24 protein-coding genes and 1 riboswitch are annotated in these 23,596 nt (G+C 71.6%); of the genes, 12 read left to right on the forward strand and 12 right to left on the reverse strand.

Going from position 1 to position 23,596, the window contains the following annotated elements; genetic code table 11:
• Positions 1 to 19: 19 nt before the first annotated feature.
• The 4 genes from ACZ32T_RS24800 to ACZ32T_RS24815 form a co-directional block, all read right to left on the reverse strand.
• Entirely contained in the window at positions 20 to 166 is a 147-nt protein-coding gene (locus tag ACZ32T_RS24800; RefSeq protein WP_103760512.1) for an SCO1431 family membrane protein, read from the reverse strand.
• A 339-nt stretch (positions 167 to 505) separates the two neighbouring features.
• On the reverse strand, positions 506 to 1,528 hold the full coding sequence (locus tag ACZ32T_RS24805) for an ABC transporter substrate-binding protein (protein ID WP_467369075.1): 1,023 nt from the start codon (positions 1,526 to 1,528) through the stop codon (positions 506 to 508).
• A 34-nt stretch (positions 1,529 to 1,562) separates the two neighbouring features.
• Positions 1,563 to 2,336 (reverse strand): ABC transporter ATP-binding protein, encoded by a 774-nt coding sequence (locus ACZ32T_RS24810; protein ID WP_467264984.1) that lies wholly within the window; start codon positions 2,334 to 2,336, stop codon positions 1,563 to 1,565.
• A complete protein-coding gene (locus ACZ32T_RS24815) occupies positions 2,336 to 3,445 on the reverse strand; it encodes a FecCD family ABC transporter permease (RefSeq protein WP_467369077.1) in 1,110 nt (369 codons plus the stop codon). Before ACZ32T_RS24815 ends, ACZ32T_RS24810 begins: the two co-directional genes overlap by 1 nt.
• Before the next feature lie 101 nt (positions 3,446 to 3,546).
• Positions 3,547 to 3,696, reverse strand: a riboswitch (cobalamin riboswitch).
• Between the two features lie 132 nt (positions 3,697 to 3,828).
• Between ACZ32T_RS24815 and ACZ32T_RS24820 the strand changes: the two genes are divergently transcribed.
• The 9 genes from ACZ32T_RS24820 to ACZ32T_RS24860 all read left to right on the forward strand — a co-directional run bounded on the left by ACZ32T_RS24820 (position 3,829) and on the right by ACZ32T_RS24860 (position 12,786).
• Entirely contained in the window at positions 3,829 to 4,020 is a 192-nt protein-coding gene (locus ACZ32T_RS24820) for a hypothetical protein (RefSeq protein WP_467369079.1), read from the forward strand.
• Positions 4,014 to 4,667, forward strand: a complete 654-nt coding sequence (locus tag ACZ32T_RS24825) for a TetR/AcrR family transcriptional regulator (RefSeq protein ID WP_467369080.1) — start codon at positions 4,014 to 4,016, stop codon at positions 4,665 to 4,667. The genes ACZ32T_RS24820 and ACZ32T_RS24825 overlap by 7 nt, the downstream gene beginning before the upstream one ends.
• 45 nt (positions 4,668 to 4,712) lie before the next feature.
• Positions 4,713 to 4,913: a ferredoxin gene (locus ACZ32T_RS24830; protein ID WP_467264976.1), complete on the forward strand. Its 201-nt coding sequence runs from the start codon at positions 4,713 to 4,715 to the stop codon at positions 4,911 to 4,913.
• Complete coding sequence (locus tag ACZ32T_RS24835) at positions 4,910 to 6,121, forward strand: NAD(P)/FAD-dependent oxidoreductase (protein ID WP_467369082.1); 1,212 nt, start codon at positions 4,910 to 4,912, stop codon at positions 6,119 to 6,121. The genes ACZ32T_RS24830 and ACZ32T_RS24835 overlap by 4 nt, the downstream gene beginning before the upstream one ends.
• A gap of 118 nt (positions 6,122 to 6,239) precedes the next feature.
• The gene (locus ACZ32T_RS24840) at positions 6,240 to 7,487 is read left to right on the forward strand and encodes a cytochrome P450 (protein WP_467369084.1); all 1,248 of its coding nucleotides are present in this window, start codon (positions 6,240 to 6,242) and stop codon (positions 7,485 to 7,487) included.
• 236 nt (positions 7,488 to 7,723) lie between these two features.
• On the forward strand, positions 7,724 to 8,512 hold the full coding sequence (gene modA, locus ACZ32T_RS24845) for a molybdate ABC transporter substrate-binding protein (protein WP_467369086.1): 789 nt from the start codon (positions 7,724 to 7,726) through the stop codon (positions 8,510 to 8,512).
• A gap of 71 nt (positions 8,513 to 8,583) precedes the next feature.
• Complete coding sequence (locus ACZ32T_RS24850; RefSeq protein WP_467369087.1) at positions 8,584 to 10,518, forward strand: ABC transporter permease; 1,935 nt, start codon at positions 8,584 to 8,586, stop codon at positions 10,516 to 10,518.
• Positions 10,519 to 10,599: 81 nt separating this feature from the next.
• Positions 10,600 to 11,538, forward strand: coding sequence for a MerR family transcriptional regulator (locus tag ACZ32T_RS24855; protein ID WP_467369089.1), 939 nt, complete (start codon positions 10,600 to 10,602; stop codon positions 11,536 to 11,538).
• 129 nt (positions 11,539 to 11,667) lie between these two features.
• Complete coding sequence (locus ACZ32T_RS24860) at positions 11,668 to 12,786, forward strand: cytochrome P450 family protein (protein ID WP_467369361.1); 1,119 nt, start codon at positions 11,668 to 11,670, stop codon at positions 12,784 to 12,786.
• Positions 12,787 to 12,886: 100 nt separating this feature from the next.
• On the opposite strand, the gene ACZ32T_RS24865 is transcribed toward ACZ32T_RS24860, so the two are convergent.
• Entirely contained in the window at positions 12,887 to 13,471 is a 585-nt protein-coding gene (locus tag ACZ32T_RS24865; protein ID WP_467264964.1) for a TerD family protein, read from the reverse strand.
• Positions 13,472 to 13,718: 247 nt separating this feature from the next.
• On the opposite strand from ACZ32T_RS24865, the gene ACZ32T_RS24870 reads away from it, so the two are divergent.
• Complete coding sequence (locus ACZ32T_RS24870) at positions 13,719 to 14,129, forward strand: hypothetical protein (protein ID WP_467264962.1); 411 nt, start codon at positions 13,719 to 13,721, stop codon at positions 14,127 to 14,129.
• Positions 14,130 to 14,243: 114 nt separating this feature from the next.
• Here the strand turns inward: ACZ32T_RS24870 and ACZ32T_RS24875 are convergent, their stop codons facing one another.
• Positions 14,244 to 15,605: a peptidase C39 family protein gene (locus ACZ32T_RS24875; protein WP_467369092.1), complete on the reverse strand. Its 1,362-nt coding sequence runs from the start codon at positions 15,603 to 15,605 to the stop codon at positions 14,244 to 14,246.
• A gap of 185 nt (positions 15,606 to 15,790) precedes the next feature.
• Here ACZ32T_RS24875 and ACZ32T_RS24880 point away from each other — a divergent pair, with 185 nt between their 5' ends.
• Both ACZ32T_RS24880 and ACZ32T_RS24885 read left to right on the forward strand, forming a co-directional pair.
• The gene (locus ACZ32T_RS24880; protein WP_467369094.1) at positions 15,791 to 16,405 is read left to right on the forward strand and encodes a uridine kinase family protein; all 615 of its coding nucleotides are present in this window, start codon (positions 15,791 to 15,793) and stop codon (positions 16,403 to 16,405) included.
• A 367-nt stretch (positions 16,406 to 16,772) separates the two neighbouring features.
• Positions 16,773 to 18,680: an AAA family ATPase gene (locus ACZ32T_RS24885; protein ID WP_467369096.1), complete on the forward strand. Its 1,908-nt coding sequence runs from the start codon at positions 16,773 to 16,775 to the stop codon at positions 18,678 to 18,680.
• A gap of 45 nt (positions 18,681 to 18,725) precedes the next feature.
• On the opposite strand, the gene ACZ32T_RS24890 is transcribed toward ACZ32T_RS24885, so the two are convergent.
• The 6 genes from ACZ32T_RS24890 to ribH form a co-directional block, all read right to left on the reverse strand.
• Complete coding sequence (locus ACZ32T_RS24890; protein WP_467264954.1) at positions 18,726 to 19,811, reverse strand: hemolysin family protein; 1,086 nt, start codon at positions 19,809 to 19,811, stop codon at positions 18,726 to 18,728.
• A complete protein-coding gene (locus ACZ32T_RS24895; RefSeq protein WP_467264952.1) occupies positions 19,808 to 21,175 on the reverse strand; it encodes a hemolysin family protein in 1,368 nt (455 codons plus the stop codon). Before ACZ32T_RS24895 ends, ACZ32T_RS24890 begins: the two co-directional genes overlap by 4 nt.
• 187 nt (positions 21,176 to 21,362) lie before the next feature.
• Positions 21,363 to 21,842 (reverse strand): PH domain-containing protein, encoded by a 480-nt coding sequence (locus ACZ32T_RS24900; protein WP_467264950.1) that lies wholly within the window; start codon positions 21,840 to 21,842, stop codon positions 21,363 to 21,365.
• Between the two features lie 40 nt (positions 21,843 to 21,882).
• Positions 21,883 to 22,731, reverse strand: coding sequence for an ATP phosphoribosyltransferase (hisG, locus tag ACZ32T_RS24905; protein ID WP_104790454.1), 849 nt, complete (start codon positions 22,729 to 22,731; stop codon positions 21,883 to 21,885).
• 54 nt (positions 22,732 to 22,785) lie between these two features.
• Positions 22,786 to 23,058 (reverse strand): phosphoribosyl-ATP diphosphatase, encoded by a 273-nt coding sequence (locus tag ACZ32T_RS24910; protein WP_031097852.1) that lies wholly within the window; start codon positions 23,056 to 23,058, stop codon positions 22,786 to 22,788.
• Between the two features lie 35 nt (positions 23,059 to 23,093).
• Entirely contained in the window at positions 23,094 to 23,579 is a 486-nt protein-coding gene (gene ribH, locus ACZ32T_RS24915; RefSeq protein ID WP_356712634.1) for a 6,7-dimethyl-8-ribityllumazine synthase, read from the reverse strand.
• Between the last annotated feature and the right edge of the window lie 17 nt (positions 23,580 to 23,596).

Below are 23,596 nucleotides of genomic sequence, written 5' to 3' on the forward strand. Positions count from 1 at the left end.
CCCACCCGTCGTCCAGGGGTCACATCAGTCCGGCCTGGGTGACGAACATGGCGAGGACGACGACGAGCGTCCAGCCCAGGATGTGCTCGAGGACCTTCGGCCCGTCCTCGGGGCCGCCGGTGCGGGCGCGGGTACGGGTCCGGTTCTCGGCTGTGGTCGCGGTCATGGCATCTCGCTCGGTCGTTCGGCAGTGGGCGTCCCCCGTGACCCGACCACAGTGCCAGCGGAGGCGGGCGACGCGGTAGAGATCCGGGTCACAGCGGCCGGCGGGACGGCAGCCGGAGGAAGGCCCGCATCCGCGCCCCCGCAGGGGGATCGGCGGGCTGAGGACGCCCCGCGCGGGGGACCCGCTGTGCGCTATGCCACACCCGTCGTCGGCCCCGGGTGCGGAGCGACGAGCCGCCGGGGGACGCGACGGCGGCCGACGTCCCGGGCACCCCCGCAGCGCCCCCTGCCTGCCCGTCTCCGGCGCCCGCCGGGGTCATCGGCGCCCGCCCGGCCGGGGTCAGGAGCTGAGGTCCCTCAGCTCCGCCGCGAGTGAGCTGACGGCCGCCGGGTTGCGCGGGCTCTCGACGAGGTCGACGTAGTCGAGGACGACGATCCGGTCGTTCTTGATCGCCGAGACGTTCGCGAGCGGCCCGTAGGACTTCAGGAACTTCCGCTTCCGGTCAGCGGTGGTGTCCCCGTAGTTGTTGATCACGATGACCTCGGGGTCGCGGGCGACGACCGTCTCCCAGCCCACCGTGGTCCAGCTGTCCTTGAGGTCCTTCATGATGTGGTCGCCGCCGGCCTTGGTGATGATGTCGTGGGGGCCGGCGTAGGCACCCGAGGTCAGAGGCTTGTCCTGGCCGTCGTCGTAGAGGAAGACGCGCGGCCGGTCGGCGCCTTCCGGGGCCTGCGCCTGCGCTTCGGCCACCTGCTTGCGGAACGAGGCGATGAGCGTGCCGGCCCGGTCCTCGACGTCGAAGATCCTGCCCAGGTTCCGCAGGTCGGTGTAGAGCGCGTCGAGCGGCGCCATCACTCCGCGGGCCTTGCCCCGTCCGTTACGGCACGACTCGCTGAGCAGGTACGAGTCGATGCCCACCCGCCGCAACGCGTCGGGCGTGAAGCCTTCGCCCTCGCTGAATCCATAGTTCCATCCAGCGAAGACCAGATCGGCGCCGGCGTCGAGGACCAGCTCCTTGTTGATTCGCTCCTTCGAGAGCCACGTGGTCTTGCGGTAACCGTCCTTCCAGGGGACGGATGTCAGGTCCCCCTTGTCGTCGGGCATGACGTATCCGGCCATGTGGTCCTCGAGACCGAGGGCGAACATGATCTCGGTGATGCCGACATCGTTGGTGACCACCCGCTGCGGAGCCTTGTCGTACGTCTTCCTCTCCCCGCAGTTCTCCACGGTCACCGGGTAGTGGCCGCCGGCTGCACGGGCGCCGTCCTCCTTCCCTTCCTGCGAGGTGACCTCCGCCCCGCAGCCCGTGAGGGCGAGTGCGGCGGCGAGGGCCAGTGCGGCGGGGCGTACGAGATGACGCATGGCGTGAGGACTCCTTGGGGCGGGGGACGGGGCGTCATGCGGGGGGAAGCCGGTCGAAGAGCAGCTGCGGCGCGCCTGTCCCGGGGTGCGTTACGCGGTGCGCGCGGACGCCGAACACCTCGGCCAGCAGCCCGGGCGTGAGGACGTCGTGAGGTGGTCCGGAGGCGGCGATCCGCCCACCGTCGATGACGTGGACGACGTCGCAGTGGCGTGCGGCGAGGTTGAGGTCGTGCAGGGCGGTGAGTGCGGTCAGACCGCTGCCGCGTACCAGCGCGAGGACCTCCAGCTGCTGGCCGATGTCCAGGTGGTTGGTGGGCTCGTCGAGCACCAGCACCTGGGGCTGCTGGGCGAGCGCGCGGGCGATCAGGACCCGCTGCTTCTCCCCGCCGGAGAGGGTGAGGAAGCCGCGGTCGGCCAGGTGGCCGGCCCCGACGCCCTCCAGCGCGGCCTCACATGTGCGGCGGTCCTCGTCGGTGGTGCGGGTCATCGGCCCCTGGTGCGGCAGCCGGCCCATGGCCACGGTCTCGGCGACGGTGAAGTCGAACTCCGCGACCACTTCCTGCGGAAGCGCGGCCAGTCGGCGCGCGCCCTCACGGGCCGTCATGGTCCGCAGGTCCTCGCCACCGATCCGCACCGCGCCTGCCGAGGGACGGAGCGCCCGGTAGACGCAGCGCAACAGGGTCGACTTGCCGCTGCCGTTGGGGCCGACGAGACCGACGAGCTGTCCGCTGCCGGCTCGCAGCGTGACGTCCTCCACCAGCCGCGCACCGGCGATCTCGACCGTGAGTGCGTCGATCTCGATCCGCATCACACGCCTCCGAAGGTGTAGGCGCGGCGGCGCATGAGCAGGACGAAGCACGGCACGCCGACGGCCGCGGTCAGTACGCCCACCGGCAGTTCGGCGGGGGCGAGCACCACGCGCGAGAGGATGTCCACCCAGATCAGGAGGGTGGCACCGGCCAGGGGCGCGACGGCCAGCAGGCGGCGGTGGTCCGCGCCGACCAGCATCCGTGCGGCGTGCGGGACCATCAGGCCCACGAAGCCGATGGCCCCGCTGACCGCGACGACCGCCCCGGTGACGGCGGCGGAGACGAGGAAGAGCTCCTTGCGCAGACGGCCGGCGTCCACACCGAGTGCGGCAGCGGTCTCGTCGCCCATGGCGAGGGCGTTCAGGCGCCGTGCCGACCAGCCGAGATGGGCGAGGCCGCCGGCCACCGCGCCGGCTGCGATCGGCACGGACGACCAGTTGGCCCCGCCCAGGCTGCCGAGCAGCCACATCATCGCGGACCGTGCCGCTTCGCCCCGCTCGGCGGCGAACACCATGAAGGTGGCCACGGCCGAGAAGCCGTAGTACATCGCCGTGCCGGTCAGCACGAGGCGCAGCGGTGTCAGGCCCCGTGCGGTCCGGGCGATCGTGTACACCAGCACCATGGCGAGGAGCGCGGAGAGGAAGGCCGCCGAGGACAGCGCCCAGACGCCGAGCGCGCCGAACGCCCCGAAGATCAGCACGGCGTTGGCACCGACGGCCGCGCCCGAGGAGATGCCGAGGACGAACGGGTCGGCGAGCGCGTTGCGCACCATGGCCTGCACGGCTACGCCGACGGCCGCCAGCCCGGCCCCGACGACCGCGGCGAGGACGGCGCGCGGGAAGCGGAGCTCCCAGACGATGGTGTACGAGGAGACCTCGTCCGGGGCTATGGCCCCGCCGGTCAGCCCCGCCCACAGGTGGTGCAGCGTCTCGCCCCATGTGAGCCCCGAGGCCCCGATCCCCGCCCCGCAGGCGAGGGAGAGCGGGAGCGCGACGCACAGGCCGGTCACCAGGAGGGGCAGGGGGAGGCGTCCGGGGGGCGCGGGCCCACTGCCGGAGCGGGTACCGCGCGGCAGCACGGCGGGTGTTCGGTCACGGGGCGTGGCCACAGGCGGTTCGCTTTCGCCTCGGGCCGTGCCTACGTCATCCAAGGAGCGGCTCGGGACGCCAGGCGCGCCGTACGCAGCACCTCTCGCAGTCCACGGCGATCGACAGGAGCTTCGCCACCGTGGGTGATCGGGCTTACGGAACCGTGTGTGGCTCCGCCTACCGTTGCGGGTCAGCGCCGGAATTCGACCGGACTTCCCCCACGAGGCGCATGCAGCCTATCGCGTGCCGGACGGCTGCCCGCCAAGGGGAAAGCCGCCGGATGACGGCGCCCACACGTTTCCGGCCAGCCGCGCCATCCGATTAAGTCAGTCGATTGATTTGCATGGAGGCGTGCTGTCTAGTGGTCGGGGAGCCGGGACCCCTGAAACGTGTGGAGGAAGCCATGAGCGCAGTCAGGAAGGACCGCCCGCTGGACTGCACGGTCGTCGCCCCGGACTCCGGAGACGAAGTTCGTGTGCGGCTCCGGGTGTTGCGCCGACTCCCGCGGCTCAGGCCCGCCGTGGACCCCGCTGCCCTGCGGCGCCATGACGGCGTGCTCACCGGTCCGCCGCGCGAGGTTCCGGTGACATGGTGAACAGGACAGAGCCTCGCACCGGCCGGGGCGCCGGTACGCGCGAGGCCATCATGACCGCGGCCGAACGCCTCTACGCCGAGCACGGGCTGTCGAACGTCTCCAACCGCCAGATCGGCGAGGCGGCCGGCCAGGGCAACAACACCGTCGTCAGCTATCACTTCGGCAGCAGGGCGACGCTCGTACGGGCCATCATGACCAAGCACGGCACGGGTGTCGACGCCATCCGCGCGCGCCATGTGGAGGCCGTGGGCGACAGCACCGACCTGCGGGACTGGGTGCGTTGCCTGGTGCGCCCGGTGACCGACCACCATGCCGCTCTCGGTGTCCCCTCGTGGCACGCGCGGTTCGCCGCGCAGGTGATGACCGACCCGCTGATGCGGACGCTGGTGGCGGACGAGTCCCTCACCCGTGACAGCCTGCGCCGCACCCTCCAGGGACTGGGCTCGTGCCTGCACGACATCGTTCCCCCGGAGGTCCGCCCGGCGCGCGCCGAGATGGCCCGTCATCTGATCACCCATACCTGTGCGGAGCGGGAGCACTCCCTGGCCGAGGGACCGGTCCGTCCCGGCTCGTCCTGGGAGCGCACCGCCGACACGCTGGAGGACGCGCTGGTGGGGCTGCTCGCCGCGCCCACCACCCGTCGCTGAACCGACCCGGGCCCGACGAGGGCCCGGCCCCACAAGGGAGAGAGCATGAAGATCACTGTTGACGAGGAGAAGTGCTGCGGCGCCGGGCAGTGCGTACTGATCGCCCCGGAGGTGTTCGACCAGCGCGACGAGGACGGCATCGTCGTCCTTCTCGACGCCGCACCGGCCGCCGACCGGCACGAGGCGGTCCGGGAGTCCGCCGGTGTCTGCCCTGCCGCCGCCATCCACCTCGGTGAGGGCGCGTGAGCACACCGTCGGGTGTGCTCGTCGTCGGGGCCGGGGCGGCGGGTCTCGCCGTCGTGGAGACACTGCGCCGTAAGGGCTACCGCGAGCGGATCACGCTGCTCGGCGAGGAGAGCGGCGCGCCGTACGACCGTCCGCCGCTGTCCAAGCAGGTACTCGCCGGGACGTGGGAGGCCGAGCGCACGCATCTGCGCACCCGTGACGTACTGGACGCCCTGGAGGCCGAATTCGTCCTCGGCGAACGCGCTTCGGCCCTCGACGCCGCCACCCGTACCGTGCGCACGGCGAGCGGAGCCGAACTGAAGGCGGCAACCGTCGTCCTGGCGACCGGACTACGCGCGCGCAGGCTGCCGGGCCTTTCGGGAACGGCGGGGGTGCATGTGCTCCGAACCCTGGACGACGCCGTGGGGCTCCGGCGGGAACTGCTGGCGGCGCGGCGGGTCGTGGTCGTCGGGGACGGGGTGCTCGGCTCCGAGATCGCCGCCACGGCCCGCCTCATGGGAGCCGACGTGACGCTCGCCGGACCGCAGGCGGCGCCCATGCGGGAGCAGTTGGGCCCCGCCGCCGAACTGCTCGCCGCGCTGCACACCGCGCACGGGGTACGGCTGAGAACGCACACACTGGTGGACGGGCCGGCGACGGCCGGCGGACGCGTCACCGGTGTCCGCCTGGCCGACGGCGACACGGTGCCCGCCGATCTCGTCGTCTCAGCGGTCGGCAGCACCCCCGCCACCGACTGGCTGGCCGGCAGCGGGCTGGCACTGGACGACGGAGTGGTGTGCGACTCCCGCTGCCGCGCCGCCGACGGGGTCTACGCCGCCGGGGACGTGGCCCGCTTCCACCACGAGGCCCTCGGCCGGTCCCTGCGGCTGGAGAACCGTACGAACGCCACCGAGCACGCGCAGTCCGTCGCGGCGAACATCCTGGGCGAGGACCGCCCCTACAGTCCCGTCCCCTACTTCTGGACCGACCAGCTCGGCGTGAAGATCCAGGTGTACGGGCTCCCCACGCCGGCCGCCACCCTGCGGATCGTCGAAGGGAGCACGGAGCAGGGCCGGTTCGTCGCCCTCTACGTCGACGGTGAGGGCCGCCCCGTCGCGGTCCTCGGCTGGAACATGCCGAAACAGGCGCGCCTGCACCGCCGGCTCCTGCTCGACCGGTACGCCCCCACCCCCCGGCCCGAGTCCGCCGCTGCCGGAAGCAACGCCTGACTTCCGGCACGCCCGGCACGCTCAGACGGCCGCACGCTTCCGTGGCCCCTACCGACTGATCCGCGTACGCCTCCCACGCCCGCCGCGTCGGAGGCGGCCCACCCCACCGGAGAAGACCATGACCAGCACTCCCGCCACTCCCGCCACTCCCGAGGCGAGCGCCGACGGCATCCCCGGCTTCCCCCGGCCGCGCTCCCCGGAATGCCCCTTCGCGCCCTCCCCCGAGATGCGGGCGCTGTCCGGGTACGGCCCGCTCACCCGGGTCCGTTCCTGGGGCGGCAGCACTCCCTGGGCCGTCACGGGGCACGCCGAGCAGAAGGCGTTGCTGTCCGACCCGCGCCTGAGCGTGGAGTTCACCCGGCCGGGCTTCCCCAGCCCCGTGGACCCCGCGCACGCCCACGCGGGCAGCACCGACCTGAGCTTCGTCGGCATGGACGACCCCGAGCACGCCCGGCTGCGCCGCATGGTCAGCGGCGCCTTCACCATCAAGCGCATCGAGGCGATGCGTCCCCGCGTGCAGAAGATGGCCGACGACTTCGTCGACGCCATGCTGGAGGGTCCCGGCACGGCCGACCTCGTCCAGGCACTCGCCCTGCCGATCCCCTCCCTGGTCATCTCGGAGATGCTCGGTGTCCCCTATCAGGACCACGAGTTCTTCCAGACGAACAGCAAGGTCATCGTCTCGGCCGTCGCCTCTCCTCAGGAACGGCAGACGGCCCACACCAACCTCGCCGCCTACCTCGACGAGCTCGTCGGCCGTAAGCTCACCGAGCCCGGCGACGACCTCCTCTCCAGCCTCTGCACACAGATCGACAACGGCGAACTCACCCGCCGGGAGGCCGCCACGATGGGCGTACTCCTCCTCCTCGGCGGACACGAGACCACCGCGAACATGATCAGCCTGGGCACGCTCCTGCTCCTCCAGCACCCCGGGCAGCTCGCCCTGATCCGCGACACGGACGACCCCGCCGTCATCCGCGACGCCGTCGAGGAACTCCTGCGCTACCTCTCCATCGTCCACCTCGGCCGCCGCCGCACCGCCCTGGAGGACATCGAGATCGCCGGCCGCACCATCCGTGCGGGAGAGGGCGTCATCCTCCTCGGTGAACTCGCCAACCGCGACCCCGCTGTCTTCCCCGACCCCGACCGTCTCGACCTCACCCGCGACGCCCGTCACCACCAGGCGTTCGGGGCCGGCGCCCACCACTGCGTGGGCCAGCCGCTGGCCCGCATGGAGCTCCAGGTCGTCTATCCCACCCTCTTCCGCCGCATCCCCACCCTCCGCACCGTCGACGGCATCGACGCCGTCCCCTTCAAGCACGACGCCGTCATCTACGGCCTGCACGCCCTGCCCGTCACCTGGTGACGGGGCGCCGGAGCGGGCCGCTCACCTGGCACCACCGGCCGCCTGCCGGAGTGGGACCATTCTCCAGGAGCCGCCGCATGTGCCATGGAGATTCGCATCAAGCTTTGTAAATGAGAACGGAACTCCTTTAATCTGTCGCACATGCGGCCCCATACTGGGGATCGGCCCCCCGGCGCGGCTCTCCACCACCCGCCCGGGTGGCGCGACCCCGCCGCGTCCCCAAGGAGCTCTCCCCCATGTCTCTCACCTTCACCCGGCGGCCCACGGCGGCGGCCGTCCTGACGGCGGCTCTCCTCGTTCCGCTGGCCGCGTGCGGCAGCGACGACGCGAAGGACTCGGGTGACAGCACGTCGGCGTCCGGGGCCGACCTGACGGTGCTGGCCGCCTCCTCGCTCACCGACGTCTTCAAGACGGCCGGTGCGGCCTACGAGAAGGGACACCCGGGCACCGAGGTGACCTTCTCGTTCGCCGGCTCTCAGGAGCTCGCCGCACAGGTCGAGCAGGGCGCGCCCGCCGACGCGCTGGTGACGGCGGACACGAAGACGATGGACGGGCTGAAGTCCGACACGGGGTCGCCGACCGTCATCGCGAAGAACCGTCTGGTGATCGCCACGGGCAAGGGGAACCCGGAGGGGGTCGAGACCCTGAAGGACCTCGCCGACCCCGGTCTGAAGGTCGTCCTCGCGGCGCCCGAGGTGCCGGTCGGTCGCTACAGCCGGCAGATCCTGGACGCGCAGAGGACCGAGGTGAAGCCCGTCTCCCAGGAGCCCAACGTCCGCGCCGTCCTCAGCAAGGTCGAGCTCGGCGAGGCGGACGCCGGTCTCGTCTACAGGACGGACGCCGCCACGGCGACCGGCAAGATCGAGGCGATCGACATCCCGGACGCACAGAACGCCGTAGCCTCCTACCCGGCGGCGACCCTGAAGACCTCCGAGAACGGCGAGGCCGCGAGCGCGTTCGTGGCATGGCTGTCCTCCCCCGAGGCCCGGAAGATCCTCGCCGACGCCGGCTTCCAGAAGCCGTAGCGGGCATTCGCCCGTGCGGGGTCCCGTCTTCCGGGCAGGCCCCGCACGGCACTTCAGCATCAGGGATCCTCATGAGACGCCTCCGCCGCCGCGCCACCGGCCCCCGAGCCCCGATCGCCCTGGCGATCCCCGCGCTGCTGGCCATCGCCTTCCTGCTCCTGCCTCTGCTGGGCATCATCACCCGTACGTCCTGGTCCGACCTGGGCGCGCACCTGACCGACCCCGGGACGACCCAGGCGCTGAAGCTCTCCCTGCTCGTCTCGGCCTGGGCCCTCGGGCTCTCCCTCGTCCTCGGTGTGCCGCTGGCCTGGCTCCTGGCCCGGGTCGACTTCCCCGGCAAGGCGTTCGTCCGCTCTCTCGTGCTCCTGCCGATGGTCCTGCCACCGACCGTCGGCGGCGTCGCCCTCCTTCTGGCCTTCGGCCGGCGCGGGCTCCTCGGCCCTTGGCTGGAGGACACGTTCGGGATCACGCTGCCGTTCCACACCTCCGGCGCCGTCCTGGCCGCGACCTTCGTCGCCATGCCGTTCCTGGTGATCAGCCTCGAAGGCGCTCTGGGAGGACTGCGCCCACGCTACGAGGAGACCGCGGCCTCGCTGGGGGCCTCACCGGTACGGGTGTTCTTCACCGTCACCCTGCCCATGGTCGCCCCCGGTCTCGCCGCGGGCGCGGCGCTGACCTGGGCGCGGGCCCTCGGTGAGTTCGGGGCGACCATCACCTTCGCCGGAAACCTCCCCGGCACGACGCAGACGCTCCCCCTCCAGGTCTACCTGCTGCTCCAGGACAGCCCGGAAGCCGCGACCTCGGTCTCGCTTCTCCTCCTGGTCATCGCCATGGCCGTACTCGTCGCACTGCGCGGACGATGGACCGGAACCCCGCACACCGCCCGGCCTCGCGCCCCGGCCGACGGCCCGGGCCAGGCGCCGCAGATGGACACGCGTGCCGCCCCGGACGTCACGCGTGACACGGGGCCGGGCTGGCCGCTCCATGCCACCGTCACGGGTTTCAACGACCTGACTCTGGACGCGGACGCCGGGACCACCATCGCGGTCGTCGGCCCCAACGGCGCCGGCAAGACCACCCTGCTACGCGCACTCCTCGGCCTCACCCCGCGCGCTCACGCCGAACTCCGGCTCGGCGACACCGACGTGACCGCGCTCCCCCCGCACCGCAGGGGCGTGGCATGGGTCCCCCAGGACGGGGCGCTCTTCCCCCACATGAACGCCTCGGCCAATACGGCGTACGGGCTCCGCGCCCGTGGCGTCCCGCGCGCCGAGGCCCGTCGCAGTGCGCAGATGTGGCTGGACCGGCTGGGTGTGGGGCATCTCGCGCACCGCAGACCGGGGCAGATCTCCGGAGGCCAGGCCCAGCGTGTCGCGCTCGCCCGGGCGTTGGCCGCCCGGCCCCGGCTGCTCCTGCTCGACGAACCGCTGGCCGCCCTCGACCAGACCACCCGCGCCCACGTCCGGCACACGCTCCGCCGCCATCTCGACGGCTTCGGCGGCGTGTGCCTCATGGTCACCCACGACCCCGTCGAGGCCGTGGCGCTCGCCGACCGGGTCCTCGTCCTGGACGACGGACGGACCCTCCAGGACGCCCCGCCCACCGAGGTCACCCGTCACCCCCGCTCCCCCTGGGTCGCCCGGATGCTGGGCCGCAACGCCTGGCCCGGTACCGCCACCGACGCCGGCGTCCGCCTCACCGACGGCGGTCTCCTCGTGGCCGCGGACACGCTCCCGCCGGGCACGGACTCCCTCGCGATCATCGCTCCGGAAGCCGTCTCCGTACACAGGGACAAGCCGGCCGGCAGCCCCCGCAACGTCTGGTCGGGCACCGTACGGGAGATCACGACCAGCGGCAGCCGGATGCGGGTCCTGATCACCTCGGACCAGGTGCCGGACCTCGTCGCCGAGATCACTCCTCAGGCCCTCGCCGAACTGGGCCTCGCCGAGGGGAGCCCCGTCTGGACCAGCGTCAAGGCCACGGAGACGACCGTCGTCGCCGTCTGAACAGACCGGGTGACAGGAAGTCGTGGTGCCGAAGCATTCTGCGCTTGAGTCTCCATCAGGGGGAGACACGAAGGTAAGGGCATGGACGACGACACGCTCCACCCGATCGGCGAGCTGGCCCGGCGGACCGGCCTCACGGTCAAGACCATCCGGTTCTACTCCGACCGCGGAATCGTGACGCCGACCGACCGCAGCCCCGCCGGCTACCGCCTTTACGCCGTCGACGCCGTCGCCCGCCTGGATCTCGTGCGGACCCTGCGCGATCTGGGTCTGGACCTTCCCACGATCCGCAAGATCATGGACCGGGAGGTCTCGCTCCCCGAGGTCGCAGCGGCGCACGCCGAAGGGCTGGCCGTGCAGATTCGCACACTGCGCCAGAGGCGCGCGGTGTTGACGGCTGTGGCCCTACGCGGGTCGACCCCTGAGGAGACGGATCTCATGCACAAGCTCGCCCAGCTCTCCGAGTACGAACGCCGGTCCCTGATCGACGATTTCTTGGACTCCGTGTTCGGTGGTCCCGGCGCCGATCCCGTCTTCGCGGGGGCCATGCGCTCGATGACTCCCGAGCTGCCCGACAATCCTGAGGACGAACAGATCCAGGCGTGGATGGAGTTGGCCGGATTGTCCCAGGACCCCGAATTCCGCGCCGTCCTGCGGCGGATGGTCGAGGACCACGCGGCCGAGCGCGCCTGCGGCGGCTCCGCGGGGCCGCACCGCGACCTGATCGGAACGGTCCGTGACCAGGTCGGCCCGGCCCTGACCGCCGGCATCGAACCGGCCTCGCCTCTGGCCGATCCCGTCGTCGCGGCGCTCACCGCCCACTACGCCCGTGTCCTCGGCCGCCCTGACGACGTCGAACTCCGCCGCCGGCTGCTGACCCGGCTGGAAGGCGTCAGTGATACCCGCAGGGAGCGGTACTCGCAGCTCCTGGCAGTGATCAACCGCTGGCCGGCCCCGGAGACGCTGGCGCCGGTGCTCGAGTGGTCCGTCGAGGCTCTGCGTGCCAGGGTGCGGCGCTGACCGGCGCCCTCCGGTCCACCCCTGGCCGGGACGATGATGGTCCCCCGCAGCCGGTTGGAGCCTGACGCCTTGAACAACGCCGCCACGGACGCCCAGTTCGCCCGCGACCCCTACCCCGTGTACGCGGCCATGCGCTCCGAGTGCCCCGTGCGGGCTGTGGCGTCCGGATCCGGCGGACACCACAGCTACCTGGTCACGGGGCATGAAGAGGCCCGGCTGGCTCTCGGCGACGCGCGGCTCTCCAAGGACACCGCCGCCTTCTTCGCCGGCAAGGACTCGCGGCGCCGGCTGCATCCCGCCGTCGCGCACACCATGCTGGCCGGCGACCCGCCCCAGCACACACGCCTCCGCAAGCTGGTCACCGGCGCGTTCACGAGCGGCGCTGTCGCCGGGCTCCGTCCCTTCATCACCCGGCTGACCGACGAACTGCTGGACCGCTGGCCGCCCGCAGGGCCGGTCGACCTCGTCGCCGACCTCGCCGTCCCTCTGCCGGTCATGGTGATCTGCGAACTGCTCGGCGTGCCGGAGACCGACCGACCGCTGGTCCAGCACTGGTCCGCCGAACTGTTCGCCGCCGGAGAGCCCGGCCGCATCGACACCGCCTCGTACGCCGTCGCCGCCTACATGACCGGCCTCATCGCGTCGAAGCGCGGTCGCCCGGGCGATGCGCTCCTGGACCGCCTCATCGCCGCGCGCGACGGCGAGGACCGCCTCGCCGAGGAGGAGCTGGTCTCCCTGGCCGTGCTGTTGCTCGTCGCCGGCCACGAGACCACCACCCACTTCCTCGGCAACGCCGTCCTGGCCCTGCTGCGGCACCCCGCCACGATGGAACGAATGCGCAGCGATCCGGAGGCCGTCCCGCACGCACTGGACGAGTTGCTCCGCTTCGACGCGCCGGTCAGCACCTCCACCTTCCGGTTCACCACGGAAGCCATCACCCTGGGCGGGGCCGAGATCCCGGCAGGCGTCCCGGTGCTCGTAGCCCTCGGTGCCGCCAACCGCGACCCGGGACGCTTCCCGGCGCCGGACCGGCTCGACCTCCACCGGGACGCGGCCGGCCATCTCAGCTTCGGCCACGGCATCCACCGCTGCGTCGGAGCACCCCTCGCGAAGGCTGAGGCCCACATCGCCCTACGCGCGATCCTGACCCGCTTCCCCGGCATCCGGCTCGCCGTGCCGGCTGAGCGGCTGGCATGGCGGCGCACCCGCCTCGTCCGGGGGCTGGAGTCTCTCCCGGTCCTGACGTGACGCGCCGCCCCCGGCCGAATTCCCCTTGCGGAGCTCCGGCCCGCAGAGGGCCTTCGGCCCGAGGCCACACAACCCCGCCGGTGTCCGGCGCACAAGATCCCTACTTGCTGATCGCGAAGCGCATCAGCGCGTGCTCGTCACCCTGCTTGATCTTCCCCGCCGTATTGATCACTTCCAGCTTCCAGGTGCCGCCGACCCGCACGGCCTTCGCCACCGCGCAGCCGTTGTCCTGGGTCAGCAGGCTGGGCCAGATGTCGGCCACCTGCTGGGCGCTGCCGCCTGTCGCGTCGTAGACCTTGAAGCTGATGTTGCGGGCCTTCTGGAAGGAGCTCCCCTTCTTGAAGGCGGCGGCGACGAACACGATCGACGTGATGTTGGCGGGGACGCGCGCGAATTCGACCGTGACGGTCTCGTCGTCGCCGTCGCCGCGCCCTGTCTGGTTGTCGCCGCTGTGCACCAGGGAGCCGTTGCCCATGGGGTCCAGCGAGTCCAGCCCGGCCAGACGCACCGGGTCGGAGCCCTGCACGGCGATGGCGATCAGGTCGAGGTCGGTGCCGGTCTTGCGGCGCAGCATCCCCATGACCCCTCCGCTGGTGCCGGCCGTGGGGTCCCAGGACACGCCGATGGACAGGTGAGTGACTCCGTCCAGGTCCGCCGGTCCGTCTTCCTTGGTGAGCGTGATCATGTGTGGGCCGTCCTCTGCTGAAGGAAATACAACACGCAGAGTCTGCCTGCCGCCCCGGCGGCGCAATACGTCGGGCCTCACCTCTTCGGGCTGTGCCCCCGCCCCCGGCCCGGGACCGCGCCCCGGCCGTCCGGCCGGCCGGCCGTGAGCACACCGGGAGGGTGGCGGGGGTGTCGACGGGCGAGGCTCCGGCGGGGCACGATGTCCCTGGCTCGGCGAACGAGCAACGATCCGAGAGGAATCGCACGTGGTCCATGGAAGTGATGCTCTCCTACCGCGCGACACCAAGGTCCTGTCGATCGGTCTGCATCCGCGCGCGCTCGACTACAGCCGGATGCCCGGCGATCTCGATGAAGCCACACTCACCGCCCGGATCGAAGCCGGGACCACGGCGTTGCGTGAGTCGGGGTTCGATGCGGTCCCGTGCCTGATCGATGCTTCGCTGGACCGCGCCGAGGCGACCGTCCGGAGGCACCTTGCGGAGCATGCCTTCGGCTTGGCGATGATCGGCGGTGGCATACGCATGGCGCCGGAGAGCACCCTGCTGTTCGAACGGCTGGTCAACGTCCTCACAGAGGCGGCGCCCGGTATCCGGCTGTGCTTCAACACGGCGCCGGAGAACACGGTTGAAGCACTGCGACGGTGGATCCAGGCGTAGGGCGCACGGGTCGCGGGAGGGCAACCCCCGCCATGGACCGGTACGGCCGCCTCACGCGGGACGGGCAGGAGCGCTGCCGTCAGGTCGTCGAGGCGGCCGTCGGTTCCTACATGCTCAGGTCAGGCCGAGCGACCGCAGTGCGCGGCGCTGAGCCGGTGTGGAGCTGACGGGCCAGTAGACGTAGCAGACCCCTCCCGTGCCACTTCTGACCTGCCCGTTCGCGTCGTAGCGCTTCGTGCGGAGCCAGATGTCTTCCCACTCGCGCCGCTGATAGACGCGGCGCACCGCGTCGTTGGACGGCGACGCGGGGTCGTTGGCGATCACGTCGCCGTCGGCGGTGAAGCCGATGACGGTCATCAGGTGACCCGAGGTCCCGTAACCCGCTCCTGTCAGCTCGCCCTTGAGGAACGACTGGGACGTGATGACCGGGATGCCCGCGGCGATCAGCTTCTCCACGTCGGTCAGCGACCCCAGCCGGGTGACCACGGCGTTCATGTCCTTGTACGTCGCCGCGTAGGCGGCGTTGAAGGGCCAGTTCCCGCATCCGTCGTACTGGTGGTCGAAGGTGTACCGCGCCGCGTGGCACACCTGCGGGTCGGGGATGCCGGGCTTGACCCAGGCAAGGTCCTCGGGGGTGGGGGTGCGGCCCCAGTACTCGATGATCATCTGCGAGGAGGTGGGGCTGCACCAGGCCTCGCCCCCGTTGTCGTACTCCGGGTACTCCCCCACATGGACGTTCTGCGAGTAGCGGGGCACCGCCAGTTCCCGGGCCGTGCCGGGCTCCGCGGCGGGGACGGTGAAGCGGTCGGGGATGTCCGAGGCCATGGCGCCGACCCGGTGGACCGTCGGCGTGAGGCCGGTACCGGGGGTGCGGTGGAGGGTGAGCCGCAGGCGGTAGGAGGCCAGCCGCAGCCCGCTAGCCGCGTCGTCCACGGAGAAGGTGTCGGTCCAGACCGTGCTCCGGCCGTCGCTCTGGTCGTCCACGGAGGTGCGGCGGATGTCGGTGTCGGCGGCCGCCCAGCGGCCCATCACGTACCAGGGCGTGTCCGTCCCGTCCGAGTAGCTGCCGCGCAGCTCGATCTGGATCCAGGTGCCCGGCGGGGTATGGGCGTTCCAGGAGGCGATCACCTCGGTGGCGGGGACGGACGAGCGGTGGACCGGAGAGGTCCACGTCGCGTACTCCCAGGTGCTGGTCGTGCCGGTGTGCGGGTCGGCGTAGTCGGTGCTCCCGGCGGGGGCGGAGATCTCCAGGCCCGGCCGGCGTCCGGCGACCGCTCGGGTCCCGGCGGACGTGCCGCAGCGCCAGTCGGTGTACGTCGTCCAGAAGCGGTTGTCCACGAGCGAGGCTTCCGCCGGTGATGAGGAGGTGCGGGAGGAGGCGGCGTTCGCGGGGCCGGCGGAGGCCACGGCTCCTGCCCCCGCCGCTGCCGCGAGCGCGGCGGTGAGCACGGTCCTGCGTGAAGTCGGTCTGGTCATGGGCGAGACCCCCGGTCGTTGAGCGGATTGGGGCGCGGGTGCCGATCGGTGCGCCAACTATTGCGGGTCGGGGACGGATCCGGCCAGTGATTCGCCCCGTGCCGCGTCAGCAATATTGGTCTGGTCCACTGGCGTGACCTGGGCTGGGCCGCGAGGGGATCCCCGGGCTCTCGTAGGGTGGAGGCATGAACGACCTGGCGGACCGCGCGCGCCGGCTGCGCTCCCTGCCCCCGTCCTGCGGGCCGGTGCGGCTGATCGCCGTCGACGGGCACGCGGGGTCCGGCAAGAGCACCTTCGCCGACCGGCTGGCCGCGGCGCTCGGCGGCGCCCCCGTGCTGCGCCTGGACGATCTGGCCACCCATGAGGAGCTCTTCGCCTGGACGGACAGGCTCCGGGCGCAGGTCCTGGGTCCGCTCTCGATGGGTCGACCCGCACGGTACGCCCCCTACGACTGGACGGCCCGGCGCTTCGGACCGCCGAGGACACTGGACCCGGCCCCCGTGGTCCTGATCGAGGGGGTGGGGGCGGGCCGGGCCGCGGTGCGGCCGTTCCTGGCGGGGCTGCTGTGGATCGAGGGCGGGAGTGAGGCGTCCTGGGAGCAGGGCCGGCTGCGCGACGGACCCGGACTCTCGGAGTTCTGGGACGGCTGGACGGTCGCGGAGCACCGCCATTTCGCCGACGACCCCTCATATCCCTTCGCGGATGCGGTGATACGGCGGATGCCCACGGGATACATGTGGCTGGATGGCCCTCACCCGACAGCGGTGACGAGTCACATCGTCACGGACAGTGAAGCGTGAGGGGCTCCATACCGGGCGGTACGAAAAAGCCCCGGAGCCTCCCGAACCCGGCTTGACCGAGGGGCCGTACAGGTCTTACGTTCTCAATGTGCGGCTTTTCGGAGCCCCCGCAGACGCGAAGCCCCCGGTTGTTCCCCCGTGACCGGGGGCTTCGTTCTGCCCTCACACCCCGCCGGACCGGCCCGCGCTCTCACCCTCGGTCACTGCCGCCGAAGCGCCGGTTACGCACTTAACCGCTCACTCCCTGTACAGGTACGATGCGTCTCTGGTGTGGTCAATTCCCGTCCCCGGCACGGTGATTAGGGGCGCCGAGCTGGGCATGCTGTGCGGGCGGGACATTCTGGGGGCACGGTTTGTGGGGGACCTGATGGACATCGGCACGCCGGGCACGCAGGCCCCGGCCGACCTTGCCTGGCTGCGCGGGGTGGACGCCTACACCATGGGCGCGTACCCCCAGGCCGAGGAGGAGTTCAGAGCGGCGGTGCGTCTCGACCCCGGCATGGCGGACGGCTGGCTGGGTCTGCACGCGCTGCGGATCGACACCACCACGGCGCTGTTACGCATGTACCGCCACCGTGACCGCTTCGGCGAGCAGCGCACCCGTCATCGCCGCACCCTGAACTCGTGGTACTGGCTGGGCTGGTGGGTCCAGCCCGTGCTGGAGAGCCCACGCGACCTGCTCCTCGCGCACGCCTCGCACTGGCTGGACGGCCGCCATGTGCCGGAGCTGGACCGGGCGCTGGCGGGACTGCCGCCGGTCGACACCGATCCCCAGGTCCGCTTCCTGCACGCCTGCCGCTCCTACCTGGTCAAGGACTGGGACCAGCTCGTACGCACCACGGAGCCGCTCATCGACGATCCGCTGCTCGGTATCGAGGCGGGCCTCTTCGGCGGCATGGCACGCGTGCGCCTGGAGATGTACGGGCAGGCGGAGCCCCTGCTGTCCGCCGCACTGATGCGCTGCCGCAGCGAGCAGCCGCAGCGCAAGGAGCTGCGTTACTGGCTGGCGCGGGCCCACGAGGGCACCGGCCGCAGCGCGGCGGCCCTGCCGCTGTACCGGGCGGTCCACCGCGTGGACCCGGCCTTCATGGACACCTCGGCCAGGCTCGCGGCGATCTCCGAGGGGGACGGATACGACGAGGCCGCCGATCTCGCGGCGGTCTCACTGGCCGGCTTCGGTTCCGACGGCACGGGCGTGGAGGGCCGGGCGGACGGCGAGCCGGCGCTCGGAACCGACCTGGTGGACGGCCGTGAGCCCTGGATCGGCGGCGACCCGCAGGTCCTGCCCGGGGCCGTCGTGCCACCGCCCGCGTCCGACGCCGCCGGGGCGCGGCAGAAGCCCGGGACTCCGGGGGCCGCCTCCTTCCCCGCGGGCCCGAGCGACCCGGTGATGCTCGCTCAGGCACTGGCTGAGCTCGAGCGCATGGTCGGCCTCGAACCCGTGAAGCGTCAGGTCAAGGCGCTGTCCGCGCAGCTGAACATGGCACGTCTCCGTGCGGAGCAGGGACTTCCGGTGCAGCCGCCCAAGCGCCACTTCGTCTTCTCCGGGCCGTCCGGGACGGGCAAGACCACGGTCGCCCGCATCCTGGGCCGGGTGTTCTACGCCCTCGGACTCCTCGGCGGCGACCATCTGGTGGAGGCCCAACGGTCCGATCTGGTGGGTGAGTTCCTCGGGCAGACAGCGGTGAAGGCCAACGAGCTGATCGATTCGGCGCTCGGCGGGGTGCTCTTCGTGGACGAGGCGTACAGCCTCTCCAACTCCGGTTACAGCAAGGGCGACGCGTACGGCGACGAGGCCCTGCAGGTCCTCCTCAAGCGGGCCGAGGACAACAGGGACCACCTGGTGGTGATCCTCGCCGGCTATCCGGAGGGCATGGACCGGCTGCTCTCCACCAACCCGGGGCTCTCCTCACGCTTCACCACCCGGGTCGACTTCCCGAGCTACCGCCCCCTGGAACTCACCGCGATCGGCGGGGTGCTGGCCGCCGAGAACGGCGATGTGTGGGACGAGGAGTCCCTCGACGAGCTGCGCAGCATCAGCGGGCACGTGATCGACCAGGGCTGGATCGACGAGCTGGGCAACGGCCGCTTCCTGCGCACCCTGTACGAGAAGAGCTGCGCCTACCGTGATCTGCGGCTGTCCGGTTACGCCGCCGTCCCGACCCGGGACGACCTGGCCACACTCCGGCTGCCGGACCTGATGCAGGCGTACGGCGAGGTGCTGTCGGGCCGGGGCCCGGTGGGCCGGGGGAAGCAGGAGCCCGGCAGCCTGTAGGCCGTCCGCCGGACGGCCCCGGGCAGGAGCCGTCCGGCCGCGGGGTCAGCCCAGCGGGGCCATGGCCTTCGGCACCTCCACCGTGCGGCGGGGCAACGAGACGTGGTGGGCCGGGTCGCGGACCTCGCCCACGAGCATCTCCAGGACGTCCTCCATGGCGACGAGGCCGAGCACCTTGCCGGACGCGTCGGCGACCTGGGCGAGGTGAGTGGCCGCACGGCGCATGACCGTCAGGGCGTCGTCCAGCGGGAGCTCCGCCCGTACGGTGGCCATCGGTCGCCAGATCTGCTGCGGCACGGCCCGCTCGCCGTCCTCCAGCTCCAGGACGTCCTTGACGTGCAGATAGCCCATGAACGGGCCGCCGCCCTCGGCGCAGACGGGAAAGCGCGAGTAGCCGGTCCGCACGGTGAGCTCCTCCACGCGGCGCGGGGTGACGGAGGGGTCCACCGTCACCAGGGAGGCCCGGTCGAGCAGCACATCGGTGACGGGCCTGCTGCCCAGTTCGAGGGCGTCCCCGAGGCGGTCCCGCGCCTCCGGCTCCAGCAGACCGGCCATGCCGGCGTCCTCCACCAGCCGGTTGAGCTGCTCACTGGTGAAGACGGCCTCGACCTCGTCCTTCGGCTCGACCTTGAAGAGCCGCAGGACGAGGTTGGCGCAGGCTCCGAGCGCGGAGGTGACCGGCCTGCAGAGCCGGGCGAAGCCGACCAGGCCGGGGCTGAGCCACATCGCGGTCTTCTCGGGTGCGGCCATCGCCAGGTTCTTCGGGACCATCTCGCCGATGACGAGGTGGAGGAAGACGACGGAGACGAGGGCCACCGCGAAGCCGAGCGGGTGGACGAGCCCTTCGGGCACGTGTGCCGCGTGGAAGACCGGCTCCAGGAGGTGGGCCACGGTCGGCTCCGCGACGGCGCCGAGCGTGAGGGAGCAGATGGTGATGCCGAACTGCGCGGCGGCCATCATCTGCGGCAGGTTCTCCAGGCCGTACAGGACCTGCCTGGCGCGGCTCGACCCGCCTGCCGCGAGGGGTTCGACCTGACTGCGGCGTACGGAGACGAGCGCGAACTCGGCGCCGACGAAGAACCCGTTCGCCAGCACCAGGAGACCGGCGAAGACCAGTTGTACGAGGCTCATCGCACGGCCTCCAGCAGGTCCTGGGTGAGCCGACCGGCCGGAGCCTGCGGTATGTCCGTCAGCCGGACGAAGCGGACCTGCTCGGCGCGGTAGTGGCCGACCTGACGGACGGAGATCCGCCAGCCGGGGAGTTCGGCCCGGTCACCGGGTGCGGGGATACGACCCAGCAGGTCGGCGACCAGCCCCGCCACGGTCTCGTACGGCCCTTCGGGCACGTCGAGGCCTATGCCCCGCAGGGTCAGCACCCGGGTGCTGCCCTCCACGTCCCAGCCGGCCCGGCCGTCGTCGGCGACGACGGGTGTCAGCTCGGGACGGTCGGAGCCCTCCACGTCGTGCTCGTCCCTGACCTCGCCGACGAGCTCCTCGATGATGTCCTCGAGGGTGACGACGCCGGCTGTGCCGCCGTACTCGTCGACGACGACGGCGATCGGCTGCTCGCTGCGCAGCCGCTGGAGCAGCTGCTCGACGGGCAGGGTCTCCGGCACCAGGAGCGGTGCCACGGCGATCCGGCTCACCGGGGTGCGCAGCCGGTCATGGGAGGGGACGGCCAGGGCGTTCTTTAGGTGGACCATGCCGACGACCTCGTCGATGCGGTCCTGGTAGACGGGGAAGCGGGACAGGCCGGTGGCCCGGGTGAGGTTGAGGACGTCCGCCGCGGTGGCCGACGTCTGGAGCGCGCTGACCTTCACGCGCGGCGTCATGACGTGCTGCGCGGTGAGCCCGGCGAGGGACAGGGTCCGCACGAAGAGATCGGCGGTGTCCTGCTCCAGGGTGCCGGCCTCGGCGGAGTGCCGGGCCAGCGAGACGAGTTCGCCCGGGGTCCTGGCGGAGGCGAGCTCGTCGGTGGGTTCGACGCCCAGCAGCCTGACCAGCCGGTTCGCGACGGTGTTCAGCGCGGTGATCACCGGGCGCAGGACGGTCGAGAAGCGGTGCTGGGGCCCGGCGACGAACCGGGCGACCTGGAGCGGCCGGGAGACCGCCCAGTTCTTGGGCACGAGCTCGCCGATCACCATCTGGACGGCGGAGGCGAACAGCATGCCGATCACGACGCTCACCCCGGGTACGGCCCCTTCGGGCAGTCCGGTGGCGGTGAGCGGTCCGGCGAGCAGCTGGGCGAGCGCCGGTTCGGCGAGCATGCCGACGACCAGCGAGGTGATCGTGATGCCGAGCTGGGTGCCGGAGAGCTGGAAGGAGAGTTCACGCAGGGCGGCGACGACGGTGCGGGCCCGGCGGTCGCCTTCGGCGGCGGCGCGTTCGGCGTCCGGCCGTTCCACCGTGACGAGCCCGAATTCGGCTGCCACGAAGAACCCGTTGGCGAGGATGAGAAGGAATGCCGCGAGAAGCAGCAACAGGGGGGTGGTCATGCCGCCGCCTCCGGGGAGAGGGCGGCGCAGGTACTACCGGACGATCCGTCCATTGCTGGAGGGAGTCACTCCTTGGGTCGCAGGAATGTGCCCCGCGGCCGCGAGGGCCTTCTGGTGCGGGGCGGGGCGCACCCGGTGCGCCACCGGATCCAGAATAATCGGGTTCGGGGCGTACGGGGCAGGGGGCTCAGCCGTTCTCCGTGGCGTCGTTCACTCCGCTGCCGTGGAATTCGGCGAGAGCGCGGAGGGTACGGGCGTCGCTGATGGCCCGCTCCCGGGCGATTCCGGGCTGGATGCCGAGGGCGGGCATGCTGGTGCCGTCGCTGAGGTCGAGGAAGACCCACGGGTCTCCGGCGCGCAGATTGACGCGGAGGATCTCGGCCCAGGCGAGTCTGCGGGTGCGGGTGATGTTGACCACCGTGATCCCCGTCTCGTCGGCGGTGACGCGGGGCCTGCTCAGCATGGCGAGGACGCCGAAGAAGAGCAGGGCGACGAAGACGAAGCTGGTCCGCTCCCCCGCGCTGAGGTTCTCCAGTATCAGCGCGACCGCGGTGATGACGACGAACATCGCCGCCCCCACGGCCAGCAGGACCACTCGGGTGAGGGTGGGCCTGAAGGTGGCCGGGAGAGCGGGGAGTTCGGTCGGCCGGGGCGCGGGGGCGGACATGGCGGCGCTGTCGTCCTTCGGTGTGCTGGTGGTCCTGCCGTCAGAGGCGGCAGGCGTGGATGGCCGTCGTGAGGATGGCGCGGGCGCCCAGTTCGTAGAGGTCGTCCATGATCCGCTGGGCCTCCTTGGAGGCGACCATGGAGCGGACGGCGACCCAGCCCTCGTGGTGCAGCGGGGAGATGGTCGGCGACTCCAGGCCCGGGGTGAGGGCGACAGCGCGCTCCAGGTGCTCGACCCGGCAGTCGTAGTCCATCATCACGTAGGTGCGGGCGACCAGGACTCCCTGGAGGCGGCGCAGGAACTGCTGCACCTTGGGGTCCTCGGCGTCGGCGCCCTTGCGGCGGATGACCACCGCTTCCGACGTCATGATGGGCTCGCCGATGACCTCGAGTCCGGCGTTGCGCAGGCTGGTGCCGGTCTCGACGACATCGGCGATGACCTGGGCGACACCGAGTTCGATGGCGGTCTCGACCGCGCCGTCGAGGTGCACGACGGAGGCCTCCACGCCGGCGTCGGCGAGGTGCGCGGCGACGATGCCCTCGTAGGACGTGGCGATCGTCATCCCGCCGAAGTCCTTGGGGCCGGTCGCCGTGCCGGGCTTGGTGGCGTAGCGGAACGTCGAGCGCGCGAAGCCGAGCTGGAGGATCTCCTCGGCCTCGGCACCGGAGTCCAGCAGCAGGTCGCGGCCGGTGATGCCGATGTCGAGACGGCCGGAGCTGACGTAGATCGCGATGTCCCGCGGGCGCAGGTAGAAGAACTCGACCTCGTTGGTCGGGTCGACCAGGACGAGTTCCTTCGACTCCTTGCGCTGCTGGTAGCCGGCCTCATGGAGCATCGCCATCGCAGGCCCGGAGAGTGAACCCTTGTTGGGGACGGCGATGCGCAGCATGAGGTCGGGTTTCCTTTGTGCGGAGGGATGTTCGGGGGGACGTGCGGGCGTGGCTCAGAGGTGGGCGTAGACGTCGTCGAGGGAGATCCCGCGGGCGACCATCATCACCTGGACGTGGTAGAGCAGCTGCGAGATCTCCTCGGCGGCGGCTTCCTTGCCCTCGTATTCGGCGGCCATCCAGACCTCGGCGGCCTCCTCGACGACCTTCTTGCCGATGGCATGCACGCCCTTGTCCACCAGCTCGGCGGTGCGGGAGGTGGAGGGGTCGCCGTCGGCGGCCTTGAGCTGCAGCTCGGCGAAGAGCTCTTCGAAGGTTTTGTTGGCCATGATGGTCCTTAGAATACGGGGTCCGGGAGCGCTGCTCAGCGCCAGGGTTCGCTGACGGTGCGCAGTGTGGCGGCGGTGGCCACGGCGGCGGTGACCGCTTCGTGCCCCTTGTCCTCGTTGGAGCCTTCGAGCCCGGCCCGGTCCAGGGCCTGTTCCTCGTCGTCACAGGTGAGCACGCCGAATCCGACGGGTACGCCGGTGTCGACCGTGACCTGGGTGAGGCCGTTGGTCACGCCCTGGGACACGTATTCGAAGTGGGGAGTGCCACCTCGGATGATCACCCCGAGGGCGACGATCGCGTCGTAGCCACGGCCGGCGAGGACCTTGGCCACGACCGGGAGCTCGAAGCTGCCGGGGACCCGGAGCAGCGTCGGCTCGTCGATGCCGAGGTCGCGCAGTGCGCGCAGGGCCCCGTCGACGAGCCCGTCCATGACCTTCTCGTGCCACTGGGCGGCGATCACCGCCACCCGCAGGTCTCCGCAGTTGCGTACGGACAGTTCGGGTGCGCCCTTGCCGCTCATGTCTCTCCTGAGTGTTC

Source organism: Streptomyces sp. NPDC023573, assembly GCF_055559735.1.